The following is a 17,312-nucleotide window of genomic DNA, read 5'->3' as shown; positions in this document are numbered from 1 at the left end:
AAACAGGAGTGATCAATGGCGTTAGCGCATTGGAGCGAATTACCTTGGGTAAAGAACACCACTGATAAAATCCACTGGGGCCAACTCAGTGGCAGTGGCTTGAGTGTCGCGCTAAGTGAAGGCATTTCAAAGCACCCCGAATTGGTTGTGATTGTTACCCCAGATACCCCTTCGGCACTGCGCTTAGAAACCGAGCTTGGGTATTTGTTACCAAACCGCCCAGTGATGATTTTTCCCGATTGGGAAACGCTGCCATATGATCACTTTTCTCCTCATCAGGACATTATTTCTCAGCGTTTGGCCACGCTCAATGCACTGAAACATCAAAGTAACAGTGTACTGATAGTGCCTGTATCAACTTTAATGCTGCGTACGGCACCGCCTGCATTCATCTATGGTAGTGCACTCAAGTACAAAGTGGGCGATGTGATAGACGCTCAGCAATTAAAGTCCGCTTTGAGTGAGTCTGGCTATCGACATGTACAACAAGTCATGGAACACGGCGAGTTTGCGGTAAGAGGTTCGATAGTTGACCTATTCCCAATGGGCAGCCAACATCCCTATCGCTTCGACTTCTTTGATGATGAGCTTGATAGCATTCGTCTATTCGATATTGAAACACAGCGCTCCAGTGATAAGGTTGATGAGATAGACTTATTACCCGCGCATGAGTTTCCAACGAACGAAGTAGACATAGAGCGATTTCGGGTAGGTTATAGAGAGGCCTTCGGTGCAAGTGCCGAACAAGACTCTATCTACATGCAGGTAACAAAAGGAAATTGGCCATCTGGTATAGAATACTACTTGCCACTGTTTTATGAACAACTTGCAACCATATTCGATTATCTTCCAGATAACACCACTATGATGCATTTGGGCGATATTGAACATGCGGCACAAAGCTTTTGGCAAGATGTAGAAAAGCGCTATGAAAATCGCCGAGTTGATCCTTTAAGGCCGCTGTTAGAGCCCGCAAAGCTCTACCAGCCCATTGAAGAGCTGTACAGCCATTTTAGCCGCTACGGCCGCATTCGGCTAAGTCAGGCTAAGTTAGGCACCAAAGCAGGTCACACCAACCTAGCTGCAAGTGAACTATTCGACATTCGAATTGACCATAAACTCGCAGAGCCATACGGTAAAATTCTCGCCTATGTGGCAGAGCAAAAAAAGCAAAAAGCTCGGGTCATTTTTAGCGTTGAGTCTGATGGTCGTCGCGAATCTCTATTGACATTACTCAAGCCAACGGGCCTTAAACTAAAAGAATTTGACGACTTTGCTGATTTTATCGCAAGTAAGGCCGACGTCGGATTAATCGTCAGCCCGCTGGAACAAAGCGTGTTGCTATCCGCGTCGAGTCAAGACAACAAACCCGCACTGAGCATAATCACAGAACAAGAGTTGCTGGGCGTGAAGGTTTCTCAGCGACGACGTAGAAAACATAAGTACGAGCAAGGACAAGATGCGCTTATTCGTAATCTGGCGGAGCTAAAAGAAGGCCAACCGATTGTTCATTTGGATCACGGTGTAGGCCGCTACTTAGGCTTACAAACCATAGATGCAGCTGGTGTTGCCACAGAGTTTGTGACCATCACCTACGCAAATGATGCCAAATTGTATGTACCTGTCTCTGCCTTACACATGCTCAGTCGCTACTCTGGCGGTGAAGAAGCATCGGCACCTTTACATAAGCTAGGTTCGGATGTTTGGGAAAAGGCTAAGCGCAAGGCCGCTGAAAAAGTCAGAGATGTGGCCGCAGAATTACTCGACATTTATGCAAAGCGACAAAGTAAGCCGGGCTACTCTTTTAAACTTGATGGTGCGCTATACCGTGACTTTGCAAATAGCTTTCCTTTTGAGGAAACTGACGATCAACGTAACGCTATTGAGGCTGTTTTGGCCGATATGCAGTCTAATCAAGCAATGGATCGTCTGGTATGCGGCGATGTGGGATTTGGCAAAACCGAAGTCGCTATGCGTGGTGCGTTCGCAGCTATTAATGACAACAAACAAGTAGCAGTACTTGTACCAACGACTTTGTTAGCCCAGCAACATTACGAAAACTTTAAAGACCGCTTCGCCGATTTACCCGTACAGGTAGGTGTGTTGTCGCGCTTTAACAGTACAAAAGCGCAAAAAGACACCCTAGATAAGCTTGCTAACGGTCAGATAGACATTGTTATTGGCACCCACAAACTTATTCAAGAAAACATTAAGTTCAAAGATTTGGGTTTACTCATCGTGGATGAAGAACACCGCTTTGGGGTGCGTCAAAAAGAAAAAATCAAACAGCTTCGAGCCGATGTTGATATTCTAACCTTGACCGCAACACCGATACCACGAACGCTCAACATGGCCATGAGTGGCATGCGAGATTTATCCATCATTGCAACCCCTCCGGCAAAACGCTTAGCAGTAAAAACCTTTGTTAAGGAGCGCAATGATGAACTCATCCGCGAAGCGATATTGCGTGAGATTAAGCGTGGTGGTCAAGTGTATTTCTTGCACAACAATGTAGAAACTATAGAGAAAACGGCCAGCGAAATATCATTACTAGTTCCTGAAGCGAATGTTGCCGTTGCTCACGGACAAATGCGCGAACGTGATCTAGAGCACTTGATGAGTGAGTTTTACCATCAGAAATACAACGTTTTGGTGTGTACAACAATTATTGAAACGGGCATTGATATCCCTACCGCCAACACCATCATCATGGATAGAGCTGATAAACTCGGCTTAGCCCAGATGCATCAATTGCGCGGTCGAGTTGGTCGTAGCCACCATCAAGCGTATGCTTATTTGCTGACCAAAAACAGCCAAACGCTAACCAAAGACGCGGTTAAACGCTTACAAGCCATCGAATCTCTCGAAGACCTCGGCGCTGGCTTTGCGCTTGCAACGCACGATCTTGAGATCCGTGGCGCTGGCGAACTACTTGGCGATGATCAAAGCGGCCAAATACAAACCGTTGGCTTTACTTTGTACATGGAAATGCTAGAACAAGCTGTTGAGGCACTTAAAGATGGCAAAGAACCAACTTTAGATAATTTGCTACAACAGCACACTGACGTAGATTTAAAAATACCTGCACTGTTACCAGATGATTATATTCCGGACGTTAATATGCGTTTAAGCATGTACAAACGCATTGCAAGTACCAAAAGCCACCACGAGCTGGACGAACTTCAGGTTGAGCTCATTGACAGATTCGGGCTACTTCCTGATGCAGCAAAGAACTTATTTAAAGTACAAGAGCTTAAACTCAAAGCAAATGCGCTTGGCATCAGCAAAATTGAGGCTAACGTTAAAGGTGGCTACTTTGAGTTCAATGCAACAACCAAGGTTAACCCAACGTTCATCATTGCTTTGATACAAAGCAACCCCCGTGTGTATAAAATGGAAGGCGCAAATAAACTACGCTTTGCGATAGAAGAAAAAAATGGTCAAGAGCGTTTGAAGCTAATCGATGCTATGATCGAAGACTTTCATAAAAAGGCAGTTGCATGAAGCACTTAATAACAAATCTTGCGCTAGCATTATGGTTACCAACCCTTTCCTTTAGCGTTCAGGCCGAACGTTGGTTTGAGGTTGAAATGATAGCGTTTGAACAACAGCCAAGTGACTCACTAAGAGAAGATTTTAGTCTCGTTCATCCTCCTATCGAAGGTAAAAAACAATTAGATTTGTTAACTGATGGCTTCAACGCCCAAGGTCAGCAACGATGCTTAGAGGGCGACCCCGACTTTGATCCACGCCCATTCATTCAAAAGATGAATAGTACAGATCATTCTTGGGGGTGTGATGCCAATAATGATTACATTACGTTATATGACACCCTACCCATCTACCCACATGCCGATCCGCAAGAACATATGGACAATATTTATCTCTTGTCTAAGCAACAGTTAAAGTTTGAAGATGTACTCAAACAGTTGCAACGTCGTGGTCTAAAACCAATGCTTCATACTGGCTGGCGCTTCCCAGAGCAAAGTCAGCGTAGAGCACCATTTATAAAAATATTCGCAGGGAAAAGGTTTCAATCACCCGTTAGCCAAATGTTTCTCGATACCATTGAACAACGAGGCTACCTCGGGCTGTTAGATAAAAGCTTTAATGTTAAAACCGAGGCGGATGAAGATCATTGGCAACTGGAAGGGCTAATAAAAATCCACGTAAAGCACTATTTATATGTGACCAGCAATTTTGATATTCGTTACTTTTTGGATAATGGGGATATACAAAAAGCTCGAATGTCGCAGTTTAGCGTGTATACAGCGGAGATATACATTACTTAGATCATCCCAAATTGGGGATCATCTTTCAGATAAGAAAATATAAACACTAAGAACGGGTAAATTTATGAAAAAATTATTGATCGGTACCGCTATTTTGACTTTAGTCGGTTGTTCTAAAGTAAATATGGAAAACTACAACAAAGTAAAAGTGGGTATGGACAAAGCTGAGGTTGAAACGATTTTAGGCTCTGCAGATGAATGTGAAGAAAAAACCCTTCATACAAATTGCACCTGGGGCAATGAAGACAAGCACATTAAGATTACCTTAGTTTCTGACAAAGTCACACTATATACCAAAAAAGGGCTCGAATAATTACACTGCGGGAAGGCCTAATGCTTTCCCTATTTTGTACTCGCATCACTTAAAAGAGGCCATGTAAGAGCGCCTCTTCATAGATCAAATTGCCAACAGGCTATTTAACCACCGCTGTGAATTCTTGGGGCTTTAGCTCTCGCGTTTCTAAATGCTTCTTTACTCTTTTGCTCTTCAAGCTCCTTGTCAGCTTGGGTAACACATCGAGTTCTTGGGATCATGGAGCCTAGTTTAGTTGCTTGCTCACAATGGTAAGCCTTTTTCTTAGCCTGTGCTGTCGTGCCGTCATTTGCATCGTTTGACTTACAGCCTGCCAAGATTAATACACTAAGCACCGCCATTATTATTGATATTTTCATCTTCCTTTCCTTTATGCTTATTTATTAATATTTTGTTGTTGTGTCTAGAAATTAACAACAATAAATATCAAAGCACATAATTAGCATATAGAAAAGTCATATCTATATTTTATTTATATAAGTGAAATAGAAAGCCGGATTAATAAGAATTTTAAAATGCGCGCAATTAGACATATTAGCTAGGCATTTAAAGTGACATTTGATGTTACATCCTGACATTAACGATCTGTTACCAAGGGTAAATTTGCTTCAAGCCATGCATTCATATCACCTTCTAAATGCAAAAGGTTAAAGCCTTTTGGTTCCAAAGATTTGATAAAAATTCCAGCTCTTCTTCCTGAACGACAATAAACAACTAATTGCGACGACTTATTTTGTTTTAGTAGAGCTTCATGTTGCTCAATCTGATTAAATGGTATATTGATTGCACCTTTGATATGCCCTTGTTGGTACTCGTCCACGCTGCGAACATCAATAATAATATGGGCTTTGTCAGACATCTGATTAATCAATAGTTCATTCTGTGTGATACTTTGCTGTGCAATAATTTGGCCAGAGTAGAGCAATAACAGTATCGTTATTGTTTTGATAAAAGAAATCATGTTTATCTCCAAGCTTGAGGGGTTACTTGAGTGGCTAGTAAAAATAATAATAGGCTAGAGTGCTATTAATTTCTTCTCCTGACTTAGCAAGGTTGCAACGTTAAAGTAGTATTTCTACTTTTAAAACATAGCTGCGAGGGCTTTCACTCCTCGCAGACCTCGGTTTTAAATGATATTCAACTATATAGGAGCAAAAGTCCGTTAATTTTTACAACGGCCTTGTTTGGCCAATCCTGGAGGGCAATGTTTGTTGTTTGACTCACTACTTTCTTTGCTGCCAACTTTAACTTCGACATCTTGTACTTCACCTTCAACACGCGTCAGCTTACAGCCACTCAGTAGAAAAAGCACACATAACAGAGCAATTGTCACTTTCATTTTCTTAAGCCTTTTTTCTAAAAAAATATCTGCTACTAATACTAGCAGATGAGTTTGCAAAGACTCAATCATGTCCCTATTTATAACGTAACTATTTATAAAATAATGACTTTACCTATTTTAGAGCAGCAATATTTTAAAGCCCATCAGAATGAGAATAACCCCACCTAAACATTCAGCTTTACTTTCCAGCCATGTACCACTGTGTTTACCCACAACGACACCAATCCAACTAAATACAAATGTGGTAATACCGATTAGTGCACATGCAATAAAGGGGTCCACTTGCAATAAAGTTAAAGTAAAACCCGCTGCCATTGCATCTATACTGGTTGCAATCGCTAGCACCAGCATTATTCTATGTGTTATCTGCGCTATATCTTCTTCTATCCCTTCAGACATCGCTTCGTAGATCATTTTGCTGCCAATAAGCAGTAGGAGTATAAAGGCAATCCAATGCGCATAATTGTTCACCCACCCTAGTACGCCTTTTCCTCCAAGGTATCCAGCCAAAGGCATAACAGCCTGAAAAATACCAAAATATGTTGCGGATTTTACTGCGAGTGTGGATATTTTTTTGGTTTCTTTTGCTCCCAAGCCAATCGATACGGCAAATGCATCCATACTCAGCGCAATTGCCAAAATCATCACTTCAAACATCTATTATCTCACTATTAAACCACTGCTCACAAAAGCCATAGAACCTAGGTTCTAGGCGCGCAGGAGCATAACAGAAATAAACACTGTCACATAACGGATTTAAGACGTGTTGCGAACGATACAATGAAATATGCGATAAATGGAGATAACTGCTCAAAGCACATTGGGAATTAGCACAAATTTGCTATATCCCAATGTTGTGAGTCGCACTTTGTACTAAACCGTTATTCATCCATCAATAATGCCATTACAGTCGTTGTCGACACCATCTCGGCCCTTTTTACCCCTTGTATCGTTGGCATTCGGATATACGGCAGCATCATTATCATCACAATCTCCCGCTTCAACGCATACCCCGTCACCATCAGCATCGGTACACATGGGTGGTGGGTTAACTACGCCTGGTTGCCAATTAAGCGCAGCGAGCACATTTATAAGACCAGATCCTGACACTTTGTCCCACCCAGCATCATACAAATCTTTAGCGGTTTGCTGCATGGCAGTTTTCACATCTGTGGGAGTTGTCGCAGTACCATTACTTATTAGCATTGCAGATAATGCAGCAACGTGGGGAGTCGCCATTGAAGTACCTTGGAAGAAATAGTACCCCCAGCTACCACCAATTCGAGTTTCTTGCAAAATACCATCAGCATAGCCGTCACCATTACTATCAACGCTTGTATCGCCACCGGGAGCAACTAGGTCCAACATATCTCCTCGATTCGAGTAGCGCGTTACCTGATCGTTTGCATCTGTGGCACCTACCGCAATCACACTGCTGTGACTTGCGGGATAACTGATGTTTCTGCGATTTCCATCATTACCAGAAGCGGCAACCACAACAACCCCTTTTGAAGCGGCGTAGTTAAGTGCTGGGTCTAGAATTGGATCTGAAGTAATACGATATCTAGCACTCACTCCCAAACTTAGGTTTATTACGTTGGCACCGTTGTCAACCGCATGATATATGCCTTCAGCAATTGCGGCCATGCTTCCACTGCCGCTGTCATCAAGTACCTTTACTGGCATAATACAAGCACCATATGCCAAACCAGCCACACCGACGCCATTATTGGTGCTTTGAGCAATAGTACCCGACACGTGCGTACCGTGCCCATCGCCATCTTCTGGATAGTTAGTAGGATCGTACACATTGTAAGGTGCAACAACACACCCGACCCCGTCTGAACCTGAGCTTGCTAACCCAGTATCCAAAACTGCAACTGTACTCGTTCCACCAGTACTAATATCCCAGCCAGTATAAGCTTCTATATTTTGCCAATTCCACTGATAGCTTAAATATGGGTCGTTGGGCACGGCAAATTTATTCACCAATACATTGACATGAGCAACACGCCCTTTTCGGCGCATTCTTTTCACTTTATCCAGCTCCTTCCCTTTCGCGACCGAAACGATACTAAGCTGAGATTTGGGATAATAGGCAAGTACATTTAGGCTTGAGTCCGTCACAGGTCCTGCAACAACAATTTCTGCGGATCTATATTGGACATTGGCTGCCGCTGCAAGTGGCAAGCCCAGACCCACTAGTAACGACAATGTTGAAGCTTTCATAATTTACGACTTAACTTTTCACGTACATCAACTTTAGTATTATTTAAAAAAACACAAATATACAAATAAAGGATGGAAATCAGCTAGGTTGATTCGTTACAAGCGTATAACCAAGACGTATAAACGGCAGGCATAGTTTATGCCCGCAACGAGAAAGGTTTTATTTCAATAAGGTAGGTAGCAGCAATTCACATAATTAGCCAATACTCAGCTTGTGAGTTGATGTTATTTGGGTTGCTAATGATATGAAATTATTGTCCAAAACTGTATTTTCTGAGTATCTCAACAACTTCAACTACGTATGAGTCATACCACGTGTCCCTACCGAGCTGTTGCGCTACACTATGTTGGCTGTCAGCATGCCAGTTTTTTATGTCTTCTTGCGATAACCAATATGAAATTGCGATTTCCTGCTCACCTTCGGTCACTGCGATAAAGTCCTGACAGTTATACTTCTCAAACGCCAGTGTCCGCATTACCTCCACAGTTTTAGAATAGTGTTCGTCTTGTTGTCCGGTTTTTGCCTTAAAGATTACTGCAAACATCACTCAAATCCTTTCATCATTTTATTTTCTGCTTATCACTAAAGTGCTATGTCACAACATTGAGGACTCGACAAAAACACTAGGCCTTTTTAACAAATTTAGCGGTCACCATCATTTCTCCAACGCCATCAACTTTACAATCTAGCTCGTGATCTTTTTTATCCAATACACGTCTAACCAAAGCTTTGGTGCCTATCTTAATCACTTGAGAACTCCCTTTTATTTTCAGATCCTTAATCACAGTGACTTTATCCCCATCACATAGCAAAGTGCCATTAGCATCTTTAACATTGATGATGCTATCTTCGGCCACTTCTTTTGGGTTCCATTCATAAGCACACTCAGGACACACTAAGTTACTTTGATCTTGATAAACATACTCAGATTGACATTTAGGACAAGGAGGTAAAGACATATTTTGAACTTCTTGTTGTTTTTTAATAATTATTATAATGATACCGTGCGTTGATTGTCAGTATCAATAAATGGACGTACTTAAAAAGACACGCAACTATCCATTTTAATTCTCAGCACAGCTTCTTGCTGAAACTGTGTTTTATACTCATCAATAATCACTTTAATTGCAGTAGCGTGCCGCTGTTCATTATTGTGCACTACCGTAAGTACGAAGCTTGGCTCTCGAACGAGCACTCCATTATTACCTTTCCACTGCCCTGATGCCTCAACGACAGTAAATCCATTTGGAAATTGGGGTGTCACATAATTATCGAGAAATGTCTGCCACTGTTTTTTCGTAACAAAGCCCTTTTTCATCCCCGTGCCAAAGTAGAGAGATTCTTGCACCCTTTCCGTCATTCCTGAGTCACACTGACTTACATTTGATGTGAGCGTGCAAGCGCTAATTATTGTGCATGTAAAAGCAATAATTACACTTTTAATAAAAACTGACACACCTAGTCCTTTTATGTCTCAAAATAAAAATAATATAGATATTACCACTATATATGAGTTAACCAAGTAATACTGTTAACAACATAACTATAAAAAATATCAAACAGTAGAGCTTGATTAGTCAATGCGTTTATACGTTTGTTAGATTGCTATTTGCTTTTAAACTTAACAACTTTATCTTTTTGTGCACTGTAATAGAGAACACCATTTTTATCTGACTCATCAGCTATCATTGCTTTCTTACGGTAATTTGAAGTATGTATAATATAAAAATGATATAAGTCAGTTTCAACATCCAGTCCATTTTCGGCAAGATAATACTTGTTTAAGTTTTCTTTTTTATTTTTCAGGTATTCCTTAGCCGCTTCAAATGCCCTATTTTCCAACTCTGTTTTTGGATCAAATGACCAAAAAGCTATCATACCATCAGGAATTGGAACGATTACTGTTTCAGCCTTAACAGCAACTGACAATAAAATCAAAAGTATGGTGAAATATCTCATTGGCAACCTAACACCCGCATAATGGGCTTAGAATTATTGGGTATACTTTAGCGAGGTACGAACAACAAGCCAAATGATTTTATGTCCTCTTAATGCGCTTGTTAGGGGTAATCTCCAGCTTAAGTAGCCAAGCTAGAAATATTGCCATAGAAATAGCAAAAAAAATCAATCAGGTAACCTTGCCCACTTGAGAAGTCACCGACAGGAAAAGAAATTGTTATGGGTGCAATATGCGGAATCAAACTGTCAGTACCAACGCTTCGAACACTTTGCGAGATGAAAAACACTAGAGTGATTAGTATTGCAATTCGACTTTTAACCCAAGTGCCGTATGTTCCATATGCGGGTACCAGCACATAAAGTAAAATACTAACAACAGCGCTTAAATAGCTTTCAAAGTCAGAGTATATCGTTACTCCCAGACCAATCAGTGTAAACAATGCTAAAATCGAGCTGGCAACTTTAAATTTCACTTTGCCCCCTAATGCCCGCATAACGGGCTAATAAAGCTTGGCTAAAATTGGTGAGGCACCAACCAAGCCAAGCTTTATTAGTCCATTCGTTGATGCGTTTATTATATTTTTTTAGCATGAATGGTAATTGGCACTTCATTAATGAACCAGCTCACAATGCTATCTACTTCCATGAACACTTTGCTTTTATAAGCATCTTTTATTGATACCGTTCCTGAAATACGATCAACATCTGCGTAATTATCAGGCAAGTCAAAGTTCCTAATAAAGGGTTGCATAGTAATTCCGTCCTGTATTGCTGGAAATATTATTTTCATCGTGTGCAAATCTACTGCAAACATTTCAACTGCGACATGACCAGAGAGCCCATCTTCAAAAGATTGAACGCCGATACCTTTATTGTATAGAGGAGTTTCGCCGTGATAGTGGCGCCATGCGGGTTTTGCGATGATTATTATATCTAAATCATACTTATCTTTTACTTCAGTAAATGCTGGAATGAACTTTTCATAAACAGAGCTAAAACCATAAGATATTGCGTCTCCAGCCCCTAAATCAGCTTCAATACTTGCTACTATTAGCGTATCTATTAACCATTTCTTCTTTGCGGCTTTAACTAAGCTAGCTTCAACCTTACCTTTTAACCCCCAATCTACATCAACAATAATATCTTTCTGTTGGCCTGAGCGAGCTGTAGTTTCATCCCAGATATTATTATTCGTTTTATCTGTCACACTAGAGTAAATACCAATGCGAGCTTCGCTTGATAGGTTTATAGGTCTTTTTGAAGCACAACCAGAAATAAGAACGACTGCGCTCAGGAATAGTACCTTTGTAAGATTTTTCACCAAAGTTCCCTTAAAAATATAACGCCTTAATAAACGGCAAAAATTAGTTGGCTAAAATTTGTGAAGCACGAACAAAGCCAACTGGTTTTTGTCCGCACTTTTAATTTGCTTTGTTATAAGCACTTTAATTTTTTCTCAAACCTTCCATGATATATACATAATCATTGTGATCCTTGACATACAATACACCTAGTACGATTGATGTAGGCCAAGTAAGAAATAATCCTAATCCAAATGCTGGCAGAAGTACGATACAAATTATTGAAAGAACTATTGCCGTAATTTTACCCGAATAAAACAACCCAAACGGTCCGAGAAAAATATTTAATACGAGCTGTAAAACAATGCTTTTTCTTTCTAACTTGGCTTCTTCCATGCTCGGACTTTACTAGTGTTCATAACGCCGCCATCTGGGGCCGGAAAACCAGAGCGAAACGTCGGTTTTATGGTCCCTCTGGCTGGCTTTGTTAGGCATTTAGTTTATCCATCATTTCTTTTATCGGCAACTCTGCCTCAAAGAACTTTTTAAAAGCTGAGTGTAACGCTCTGATCCAGTTTTCACTTTCAGAAAGCTCTAGAAATTTCATAGCTTTTTCAGGTATAGGGTCCTTCTGAAAATGAAATGTGGAGTTTCTAAAAAGTCGAAGTGCGTCTACAAAGCCTTCTTGAGAAAGGAGCTCATCCACTTTTGGGTTGGTACATTTAAGCTCCTTGTAACCTTCTATTACGACGTAGATCAGCCCGTAGAGCACAGATAGCCTTGCAAATGACGAATGAAGAAGCTCTACGAAATCCGACAAGCCCTCCGGAAGACCATGATCCCCCCCGATCTTAGTCGCAACGACTTCTTTTACAGCATCTGCATTGAGCCAGTGCTTGTGGAGTGATATTAGTTTTTCCATGTACCCTCGAATTGCCTAATACCTTGATAACTAGCAAATTTTCCTGGGCTGATTCTTACCCGCGGAGCGGATTAGCGAAAAGCGGCACAGTTAAATTTATCTTATTAATCGATCTGTTAGGCCATTTACCATTAATTTTGAAGACGATGATTAACTAATACTTTTTCCGCTTCAATGACTTCTAAGAAGTTGACTTGCGTTTTATGCGACATGTTGCGATATCCAACACCGCTCTCAACAACTACACCGTAATCTTGAATGTCAGTGTAAAACTGTAAAAAGTACTTATTTCCAGCCTCTGTCTTAATCACTGTTTTTATAGGTTCATATTTTTCCCAAATATTTCTCTGATCCCAAGGAATTCCAAATTCAATAGTATGCTCTCCAGCAGGCTTTACAAATGTCAAAAAGCCATGATCTCCAAGTTTTTTAGGCTTAGAACCGTCAATTGAAATGTCTCTATCTCCAAGTAGATCAGAAGCGCTGTCTGTCCGGATAACGTAAATCAAGCTCTGCTCATGTGATAAACTAGGTGCATTAATCTCTTTATATAGAGGCCCATCCGCAGTAGTCGTACACCCAAAGATAAACAAACACAAAAAGCTAAATATAGTAATTTTTCTCATAATTTTCATGCAGTTAATCTCCTAAGGAAATTTAAGATATATAGGATGACCTAACGCCGCGCTTTGCGGCAAATTTGGAGCGCAGCGGAAAATTTGTCTGACAACAGCGCTTTGTTAGGCGAGACTTGGCACATTGCTTTTTAATACCTCGTTTGGAATTGCAAGCCGTAAATCAATCCGCACCAACTCACCTGCAGATGTATTTTTAAGAACCGGAGCTTCATCATGAGACTGACTTTGGGGAAACACTACCAGAGATAAATATGGCTGCTCCCTGATTGTGGAATACATAAGCATTTCACCCATATCAGTGCTTTTCCATTGGTTGGGGCCTTCTAGAATTTTGCCCACAGCATGATAGACGACCCTTATACTAGATCCATTCTCGTCACTTTCATATTTGTACAGATCGGTCGGATGATCTAGTTCAACCCCAACCCTTGTAAGTTGCCCTTGCAACTCTTCAGGAAGCAAAACCTTTAAGCAATGTTTCCAGTTAAAACACCACTCACAATCACAGCCGTACGCAGGCACACCCTTTTGATTCTGAATTTCACGGGTTGCCTCTAGATGAGTAGCCAATTTCCATTCGGCAATTGGGATTGTGGGTCGTTGCTTTTTCATATTCGCCTAACGCCTTACTAATGGGCGCACAAATGCTTGGCTAAAATTAGCGACGAAGGAGCACAAGCCAAGCGTTTTGCGTTCTTTTGAGTAACTTGTTAGCAGTACTTACCAGACTTTCCACCAAGGCTTTTGAACACCAGGGTGAGATACATTTAAATACTGCGGCTCACTTTTAATACCTGATTCTGACACTGCTGTTATTTTTATTTTAATATCAAAAACCTCTTGTTCTTCCGAATTACCATCAAACCAGACGAAATAGTACTTGTCCTTTTCTTCGAGAAAGTCTGCAAGCGTAATTGCTTTGTCAGAAAATAGAGTATCTTCAAATGTGCCCTCTATTAATTCAAAAATATAACCTTGTTCAATAGTTGGAACGTTTTTGAGTTTTAAAACAATAGAGCCAGCATCAGAACATGAACCATGATTTCCATCATCAGTGCCTCTGTGAACTCCATCTACCTCAAAAACAGGTTTGACAGGTTCTGTAGTACCTTTTCCTGTTACTTCAAAATACTTTGAAGTTGGCATCATTGAGCATGCTAATGCATCAAAAGTAATAAGACTTAAAATTAACACTAAAATTCGATTCATATTCTTGTACTGCTAACGCCTTACTAATGGGCGCATAAATGCTTGGCTAAAATTAGCGAAGAAGGAGCGCAAGCCAAGCGTTTTGCGTCCTTTTGAGTAACTTGTTAGTTACTCTTGCCACCCGCATGCTGGATTTTAAGATTATAGGGTTCACTTTCGTCACCTTCCGGCGATACAGCAATAATTTGTAATACGAAATCAATTTTTTCCTGATTGTTATAACTGCCATCCAACCAAACGAAGAACATTGAGTTTTCACTTGGGTTATATCGTGAGGGCATTACCTCATAGTCAGGGATAACATGACTTTCAAAAGTACCTGAAATAATCTTTAATTTATATCCTGTAGCCCTAATAGGATTTTCGTTTTCAAATTTTATTTTTATGATTCCAGCATCGGAGCATGAACCTCCATTTCCATCGTCATAACCTCGTTTAATTGATTCTACGCTAGCCTTTGGTATCGCTAATGGATGATTTTTCTTTTTATACAGAGGGCTAGGTAAAAACTCATCATACCCTGGCGCAAAGCTACACGCGATAGCAGTGCTATGTGATAAAAATAGTGTGATGAATAGTAGAATTTTTCGCATGACTTCCCTGAGTAACTAACGCCACCTTAAGCGGTGAGTAATTGTTGGCTAAAATGTGAAGCGAAGCGGAGCCGAGCCAACTGTTACGAACCCGCCTTTAAGGTTTTGTTATATGAACATTTATTCAAATGTCCCCCTATGAGTACACAAGGAATGAGCAATACAAGAACTAAATAAGAGGATACACCCTCATTAAAATTAAACACAGTAAATAGAACTTGCGGTAACAGACCAATACCAGCGACCATTTTGACATTCATACTCTTAGTGCCCTCATAGCTTCTAGCTGCGATATAGCCCGCGAGAAGAGTATAAATAATACCAATTGGTACGTATAGCATTGCAACATAGTCCGCACTAAATTGCTGAAAGCCCTCAGTTCCAAAACGGCTAACTAAGTAATTCATAAGACCTAAAGTGACAAACTGCCCAAAAACTAAAATACCTAAACCTCGACCAACAGCTGCTGGAGCTGAAGGCAATTTACCTTTTAGACATTCATTCAATGCCTTGTAAAGTAAGTAGATTGCAACTAAGGCAACATAATCAGAGAGATGCACGATACTTCACCTTGTTCATATAACGCCCGCATAAGGGGCTAAGTAATGTTTGGCTAAAATGTGTAGCGGAGCGGAACCGAGCCAAACGTTGCGTGTCCCGTTGCTTTATGCGCTTGTTATGTGTTTATTTGCTTGGTTCACGACATTGACCGTAATACTCAAACTCTACTGGAGTTATTTTATTAGCAGCCTCATCAACACGATACAGCTCCGCTTTACAATGTGTAGAATGCGCACCTAACTTACCAGTAACATTCATCTCATAATTCGAGTTAGCTTCAGGTTTAAATGAAGAGTAAACTGTACAGTTACTCATGCCTGCGACTGACATAATCATGAAGCTATATTTCTTACCTACAGCTAGTTTTACACCATCAGGGTTTAATTCAGAAATTAGAGGGTTGTTATCATCTAGTACTATTAATTTTGCACCACTTTCAGAACCAAATGATTTACCGCAAGTTTGCTCTTCTGTGTGAACATTAACAAATGTGGAATAACCTAAAAATGGAGCATCGAAATAATGATTAACCTTAAATTTCGCAGAAGGAACATTAGTTTTTGGTTCAACATAATTTGGTAACCCAGCACAGCCAGTAACCAATAATAGAATTAATATGATGCTAAGTTTCAAGATGACTCCTTATAAAACACATAACGCCCGCATAACGGGCTAATAAAGCTTGGCTAAAATTAGCGAAGAATGAGCGCAAGCCAAGCATTTTGCGTCCATTTTTTTAAGGCGCTTGTTAGAAGCTGCCTCTTCGGTGCTCTTTTGAAGGATCATGAGGCTGAACATTACCACCTTGTGTGGCTTTGTTTATGTAGCCCAAATCTGTTTCAATCTCTACTTGAATCAAGTAAGGTTTACCTAATGCTGAGCGCCAGTAGTGATACTTTTCTTGATACTCTTGATTAAAACTAAACTTCGCAGAAACTGACTTAACCCATTCCCTTGGAATCTGATGCGCAGCAAGCATTCGATTCACCTCAGACTTCATCGATTGGCACATATCAACCAATACAGGTGAGACAATATCGCTTTTACAATCTATTAAGTTTAGAGTGAGCGAATCAACGCCATGCTCTTGTGCAAGTAGAAATAACTGACCCACGGCCCAATAGCCGAGATAGTCATTATTTCGACCACTCAATAATTCAGAGAGATTGTTCACAACCCCTTTTAGTTCTCTACGACGAGGCATAAATTCTCATAGGCTTCTAACGCCCCAATCAGGGGCTGATAATAGCTTGCTAAAACTGTGCAGCGAAGCGGAACTGAGCAAGCTGTTAGCAGTCCCGTTACTGAATTGGCTTGTTAGGTGCACTTTGCGTTTGTACACGCCACTACATACTCAGGTTTAAAACTTGGTGGTTCCTGAACACCATAACCTTTTAACCAAGTTGGAAATGCTAAAACTGAATTTGTCGGTAGCTCCACTTCTAGTTTTTTTCCCTCTGAAGAAACCAGCGTGGCTCTAATAGCCCAATAGTAACCATTAGTTCCCCAAGGGTATTGAACTAATTTTGTAACCTTTAGAATAGTTCCTTTAGGCAATGGGGAAATAATTGAACGTTGTTTTTCAAAAGCTAATTTAGTAAATAATTTTTCGTCCCATTGTTTTTTCGCTGATTGATAATCTTCAAAATTAGCTGGTGTTCTTGCGTACTGGTTTCCTGAGTTAAACGCTTGAATTCCCGTACACCACTCGGTCGATTGAACAGAAGCATGAATATCAGCACACCTAGCTTCGTACAAAAATCCGTCTTTGACGGTCATGAAGTTAGCCCCAACAATACCCTCAGCTATTGGTGCATTAGTTTTGTCATGAACAACTACACTACATCCAGAAAGTATCGTTAATAATAAAATAGCTAAATATTTCAAATGCACCTCCTGTGCACCTAACGCCGCCTTAAGCGGTAAGTAGCAGTTGGCTAAAATGTGAAGCG

25 protein-coding genes are annotated in these 17,312 nt (G+C 40.6%); 4 read left to right on the top strand and 21 right to left on the bottom strand.

Annotation, left to right across the window (positions count from 1 at the left end; genetic code table 11):
- The first annotated feature begins 15 nt into the window (after nucleotides 1-15).
- Genes mfd through C2M32_RS09350 form a run of 4 tightly spaced genes read left to right on the top strand, consistent with a single transcriptional unit; the run spans nucleotide 16 to nucleotide 4,605 of the window.
- On the top strand, nucleotides 16-3,504 hold the full coding sequence (gene mfd, locus C2M32_RS09360) for a transcription-repair coupling factor (protein WP_105168180.1): 3,489 nt from the start codon (nucleotides 16-18) through the stop codon (nucleotides 3,502-3,504).
- A complete protein-coding gene (locus C2M32_RS09355; RefSeq protein WP_267894526.1) occupies nucleotides 3,501-4,292 on the top strand; it encodes a CsiV family protein in 792 nt (263 codons plus the stop codon). The genes mfd and C2M32_RS09355 overlap by 4 nt, the downstream gene beginning before the upstream one ends.
- Nucleotides 4,280-4,342 carry a hypothetical protein gene (locus C2M32_RS21105; protein ID WP_325047877.1) on the top strand — a complete coding sequence of 21 codons (63 nt, stop codon included), beginning with the start codon at nucleotides 4,280-4,282 and terminating at the stop codon, nucleotides 4,340-4,342. Before C2M32_RS09355 ends, C2M32_RS21105 begins: the two co-directional genes overlap by 13 nt.
- A gap of 14 nt (nucleotides 4,343-4,356) precedes the next feature.
- The gene (locus C2M32_RS09350) at nucleotides 4,357-4,605 is read left to right on the top strand and encodes a DUF3862 domain-containing protein (RefSeq protein ID WP_105168179.1); all 249 of its coding nucleotides are present in this window, start codon (nucleotides 4,357-4,359) and stop codon (nucleotides 4,603-4,605) included.
- Between the two features lie 104 nt (nucleotides 4,606-4,709).
- Here C2M32_RS09350 and C2M32_RS09345 read toward each other — a convergent pair whose 3' ends face one another.
- The 21 genes from C2M32_RS09345 to C2M32_RS09245 all read right to left on the bottom strand — a co-directional run bounded on the left by C2M32_RS09345 (nucleotide 4,710) and on the right by C2M32_RS09245 (nucleotide 17,247).
- A complete protein-coding gene (locus C2M32_RS09345) occupies nucleotides 4,710-4,964 on the bottom strand; it encodes a hypothetical protein (protein WP_105168178.1) in 255 nt (84 codons plus the stop codon).
- 218 nt (nucleotides 4,965-5,182) lie between these two features.
- A complete protein-coding gene (locus C2M32_RS09340; RefSeq protein WP_105168177.1) occupies nucleotides 5,183-5,566 on the bottom strand; it encodes a rhodanese-like domain-containing protein in 384 nt (127 codons plus the stop codon).
- Nucleotides 5,567-5,767: 201 nt separating this feature from the next.
- Complete coding sequence (locus C2M32_RS20650; RefSeq protein WP_199886144.1) at nucleotides 5,768-5,944, bottom strand: hypothetical protein; 177 nt, start codon at nucleotides 5,942-5,944, stop codon at nucleotides 5,768-5,770.
- Nucleotides 5,945-6,064: 120 nt separating this feature from the next.
- Nucleotides 6,065-6,604, bottom strand: coding sequence for a manganese efflux pump MntP (locus C2M32_RS09330; RefSeq protein WP_105168175.1), 540 nt, complete (start codon nucleotides 6,602-6,604; stop codon nucleotides 6,065-6,067).
- Nucleotides 6,605-6,832: 228 nt separating this feature from the next.
- Nucleotides 6,833-8,176, bottom strand: coding sequence for a S8 family serine peptidase (locus tag C2M32_RS09325; RefSeq protein ID WP_105168174.1), 1,344 nt, complete (start codon nucleotides 8,174-8,176; stop codon nucleotides 6,833-6,835).
- Between the two features lie 251 nt (nucleotides 8,177-8,427).
- Nucleotides 8,428-8,721: an antibiotic biosynthesis monooxygenase family protein gene (locus tag C2M32_RS09320; RefSeq protein WP_070990327.1), complete on the bottom strand. Its 294-nt coding sequence runs from the start codon at nucleotides 8,719-8,721 to the stop codon at nucleotides 8,428-8,430.
- Nucleotides 8,722-8,800: 79 nt separating this feature from the next.
- Complete coding sequence (locus C2M32_RS09315; RefSeq protein ID WP_105168173.1) at nucleotides 8,801-9,136, bottom strand: zinc ribbon domain-containing protein YjdM; 336 nt, start codon at nucleotides 9,134-9,136, stop codon at nucleotides 8,801-8,803.
- Between the two features lie 80 nt (nucleotides 9,137-9,216).
- The gene (locus C2M32_RS09310; protein WP_105168172.1) at nucleotides 9,217-9,633 is read right to left on the bottom strand and encodes a DUF3574 domain-containing protein; all 417 of its coding nucleotides are present in this window, start codon (nucleotides 9,631-9,633) and stop codon (nucleotides 9,217-9,219) included.
- Nucleotides 9,634-9,782: 149 nt separating this feature from the next.
- On the bottom strand, nucleotides 9,783-10,136 hold the full coding sequence (locus tag C2M32_RS09305) for a hypothetical protein (RefSeq protein WP_105168171.1): 354 nt from the start codon (nucleotides 10,134-10,136) through the stop codon (nucleotides 9,783-9,785).
- A gap of 119 nt (nucleotides 10,137-10,255) precedes the next feature.
- Nucleotides 10,256-10,609, bottom strand: coding sequence for a hypothetical protein (locus C2M32_RS09300; protein ID WP_105168170.1), 354 nt, complete (start codon nucleotides 10,607-10,609; stop codon nucleotides 10,256-10,258).
- Between the two features lie 101 nt (nucleotides 10,610-10,710).
- Nucleotides 10,711-11,457 carry a hypothetical protein gene (locus C2M32_RS09295; RefSeq protein ID WP_105168169.1) on the bottom strand — a complete coding sequence of 249 codons (747 nt, stop codon included), beginning with the start codon at nucleotides 11,455-11,457 and terminating at the stop codon, nucleotides 10,711-10,713.
- 124 nt (nucleotides 11,458-11,581) lie between these two features.
- Nucleotides 11,582-11,833 carry a hypothetical protein gene (locus tag C2M32_RS09290; RefSeq protein ID WP_105168168.1) on the bottom strand — a complete coding sequence of 84 codons (252 nt, stop codon included), beginning with the start codon at nucleotides 11,831-11,833 and terminating at the stop codon, nucleotides 11,582-11,584.
- 91 nt (nucleotides 11,834-11,924) lie between these two features.
- A complete protein-coding gene (locus C2M32_RS09285; RefSeq protein WP_105168167.1) occupies nucleotides 11,925-12,359 on the bottom strand; it encodes a hypothetical protein in 435 nt (144 codons plus the stop codon).
- A gap of 131 nt (nucleotides 12,360-12,490) precedes the next feature.
- Nucleotides 12,491-12,994 (bottom strand): hypothetical protein, encoded by a 504-nt coding sequence (locus C2M32_RS09280; RefSeq protein WP_105168166.1) that lies wholly within the window; start codon nucleotides 12,992-12,994, stop codon nucleotides 12,491-12,493.
- Between the two features lie 105 nt (nucleotides 12,995-13,099).
- Nucleotides 13,100-13,609 (bottom strand): hypothetical protein, encoded by a 510-nt coding sequence (locus C2M32_RS09275; protein WP_105168165.1) that lies wholly within the window; start codon nucleotides 13,607-13,609, stop codon nucleotides 13,100-13,102.
- A gap of 108 nt (nucleotides 13,610-13,717) precedes the next feature.
- Nucleotides 13,718-14,206: a hypothetical protein gene (locus C2M32_RS09270; protein WP_105168164.1), complete on the bottom strand. Its 489-nt coding sequence runs from the start codon at nucleotides 14,204-14,206 to the stop codon at nucleotides 13,718-13,720.
- Nucleotides 14,207-14,310: 104 nt separating this feature from the next.
- Nucleotides 14,311-14,799, bottom strand: a complete 489-nt coding sequence (locus C2M32_RS09265) for a hypothetical protein (protein ID WP_105168163.1) — start codon at nucleotides 14,797-14,799, stop codon at nucleotides 14,311-14,313.
- A gap of 83 nt (nucleotides 14,800-14,882) precedes the next feature.
- A complete protein-coding gene (locus C2M32_RS09260; protein ID WP_105168162.1) occupies nucleotides 14,883-15,359 on the bottom strand; it encodes a hypothetical protein in 477 nt (158 codons plus the stop codon).
- Nucleotides 15,360-15,483: 124 nt separating this feature from the next.
- Nucleotides 15,484-15,993 (bottom strand): hypothetical protein, encoded by a 510-nt coding sequence (locus tag C2M32_RS09255; RefSeq protein WP_105168161.1) that lies wholly within the window; start codon nucleotides 15,991-15,993, stop codon nucleotides 15,484-15,486.
- Nucleotides 15,994-16,108: 115 nt separating this feature from the next.
- Nucleotides 16,109-16,564, bottom strand: a complete 456-nt coding sequence (locus C2M32_RS09250; RefSeq protein ID WP_105168160.1) for a hypothetical protein — start codon at nucleotides 16,562-16,564, stop codon at nucleotides 16,109-16,111.
- Between the two features lie 113 nt (nucleotides 16,565-16,677).
- A complete protein-coding gene (locus C2M32_RS09245) occupies nucleotides 16,678-17,247 on the bottom strand; it encodes a hypothetical protein (RefSeq protein ID WP_158678188.1) in 570 nt (189 codons plus the stop codon).
- Nucleotides 17,248-17,312 lie beyond the last annotated feature (65 nt).

Origin of the sequence: Pseudoalteromonas sp. T1lg23B (assembly GCF_002964665.1) — a bacterium.
Classification (GTDB): Bacteria; Pseudomonadota; Gammaproteobacteria; order Enterobacterales; family Alteromonadaceae; genus Pseudoalteromonas.
This window is presented reverse-complemented; position numbering and strand designations above follow the sequence as displayed.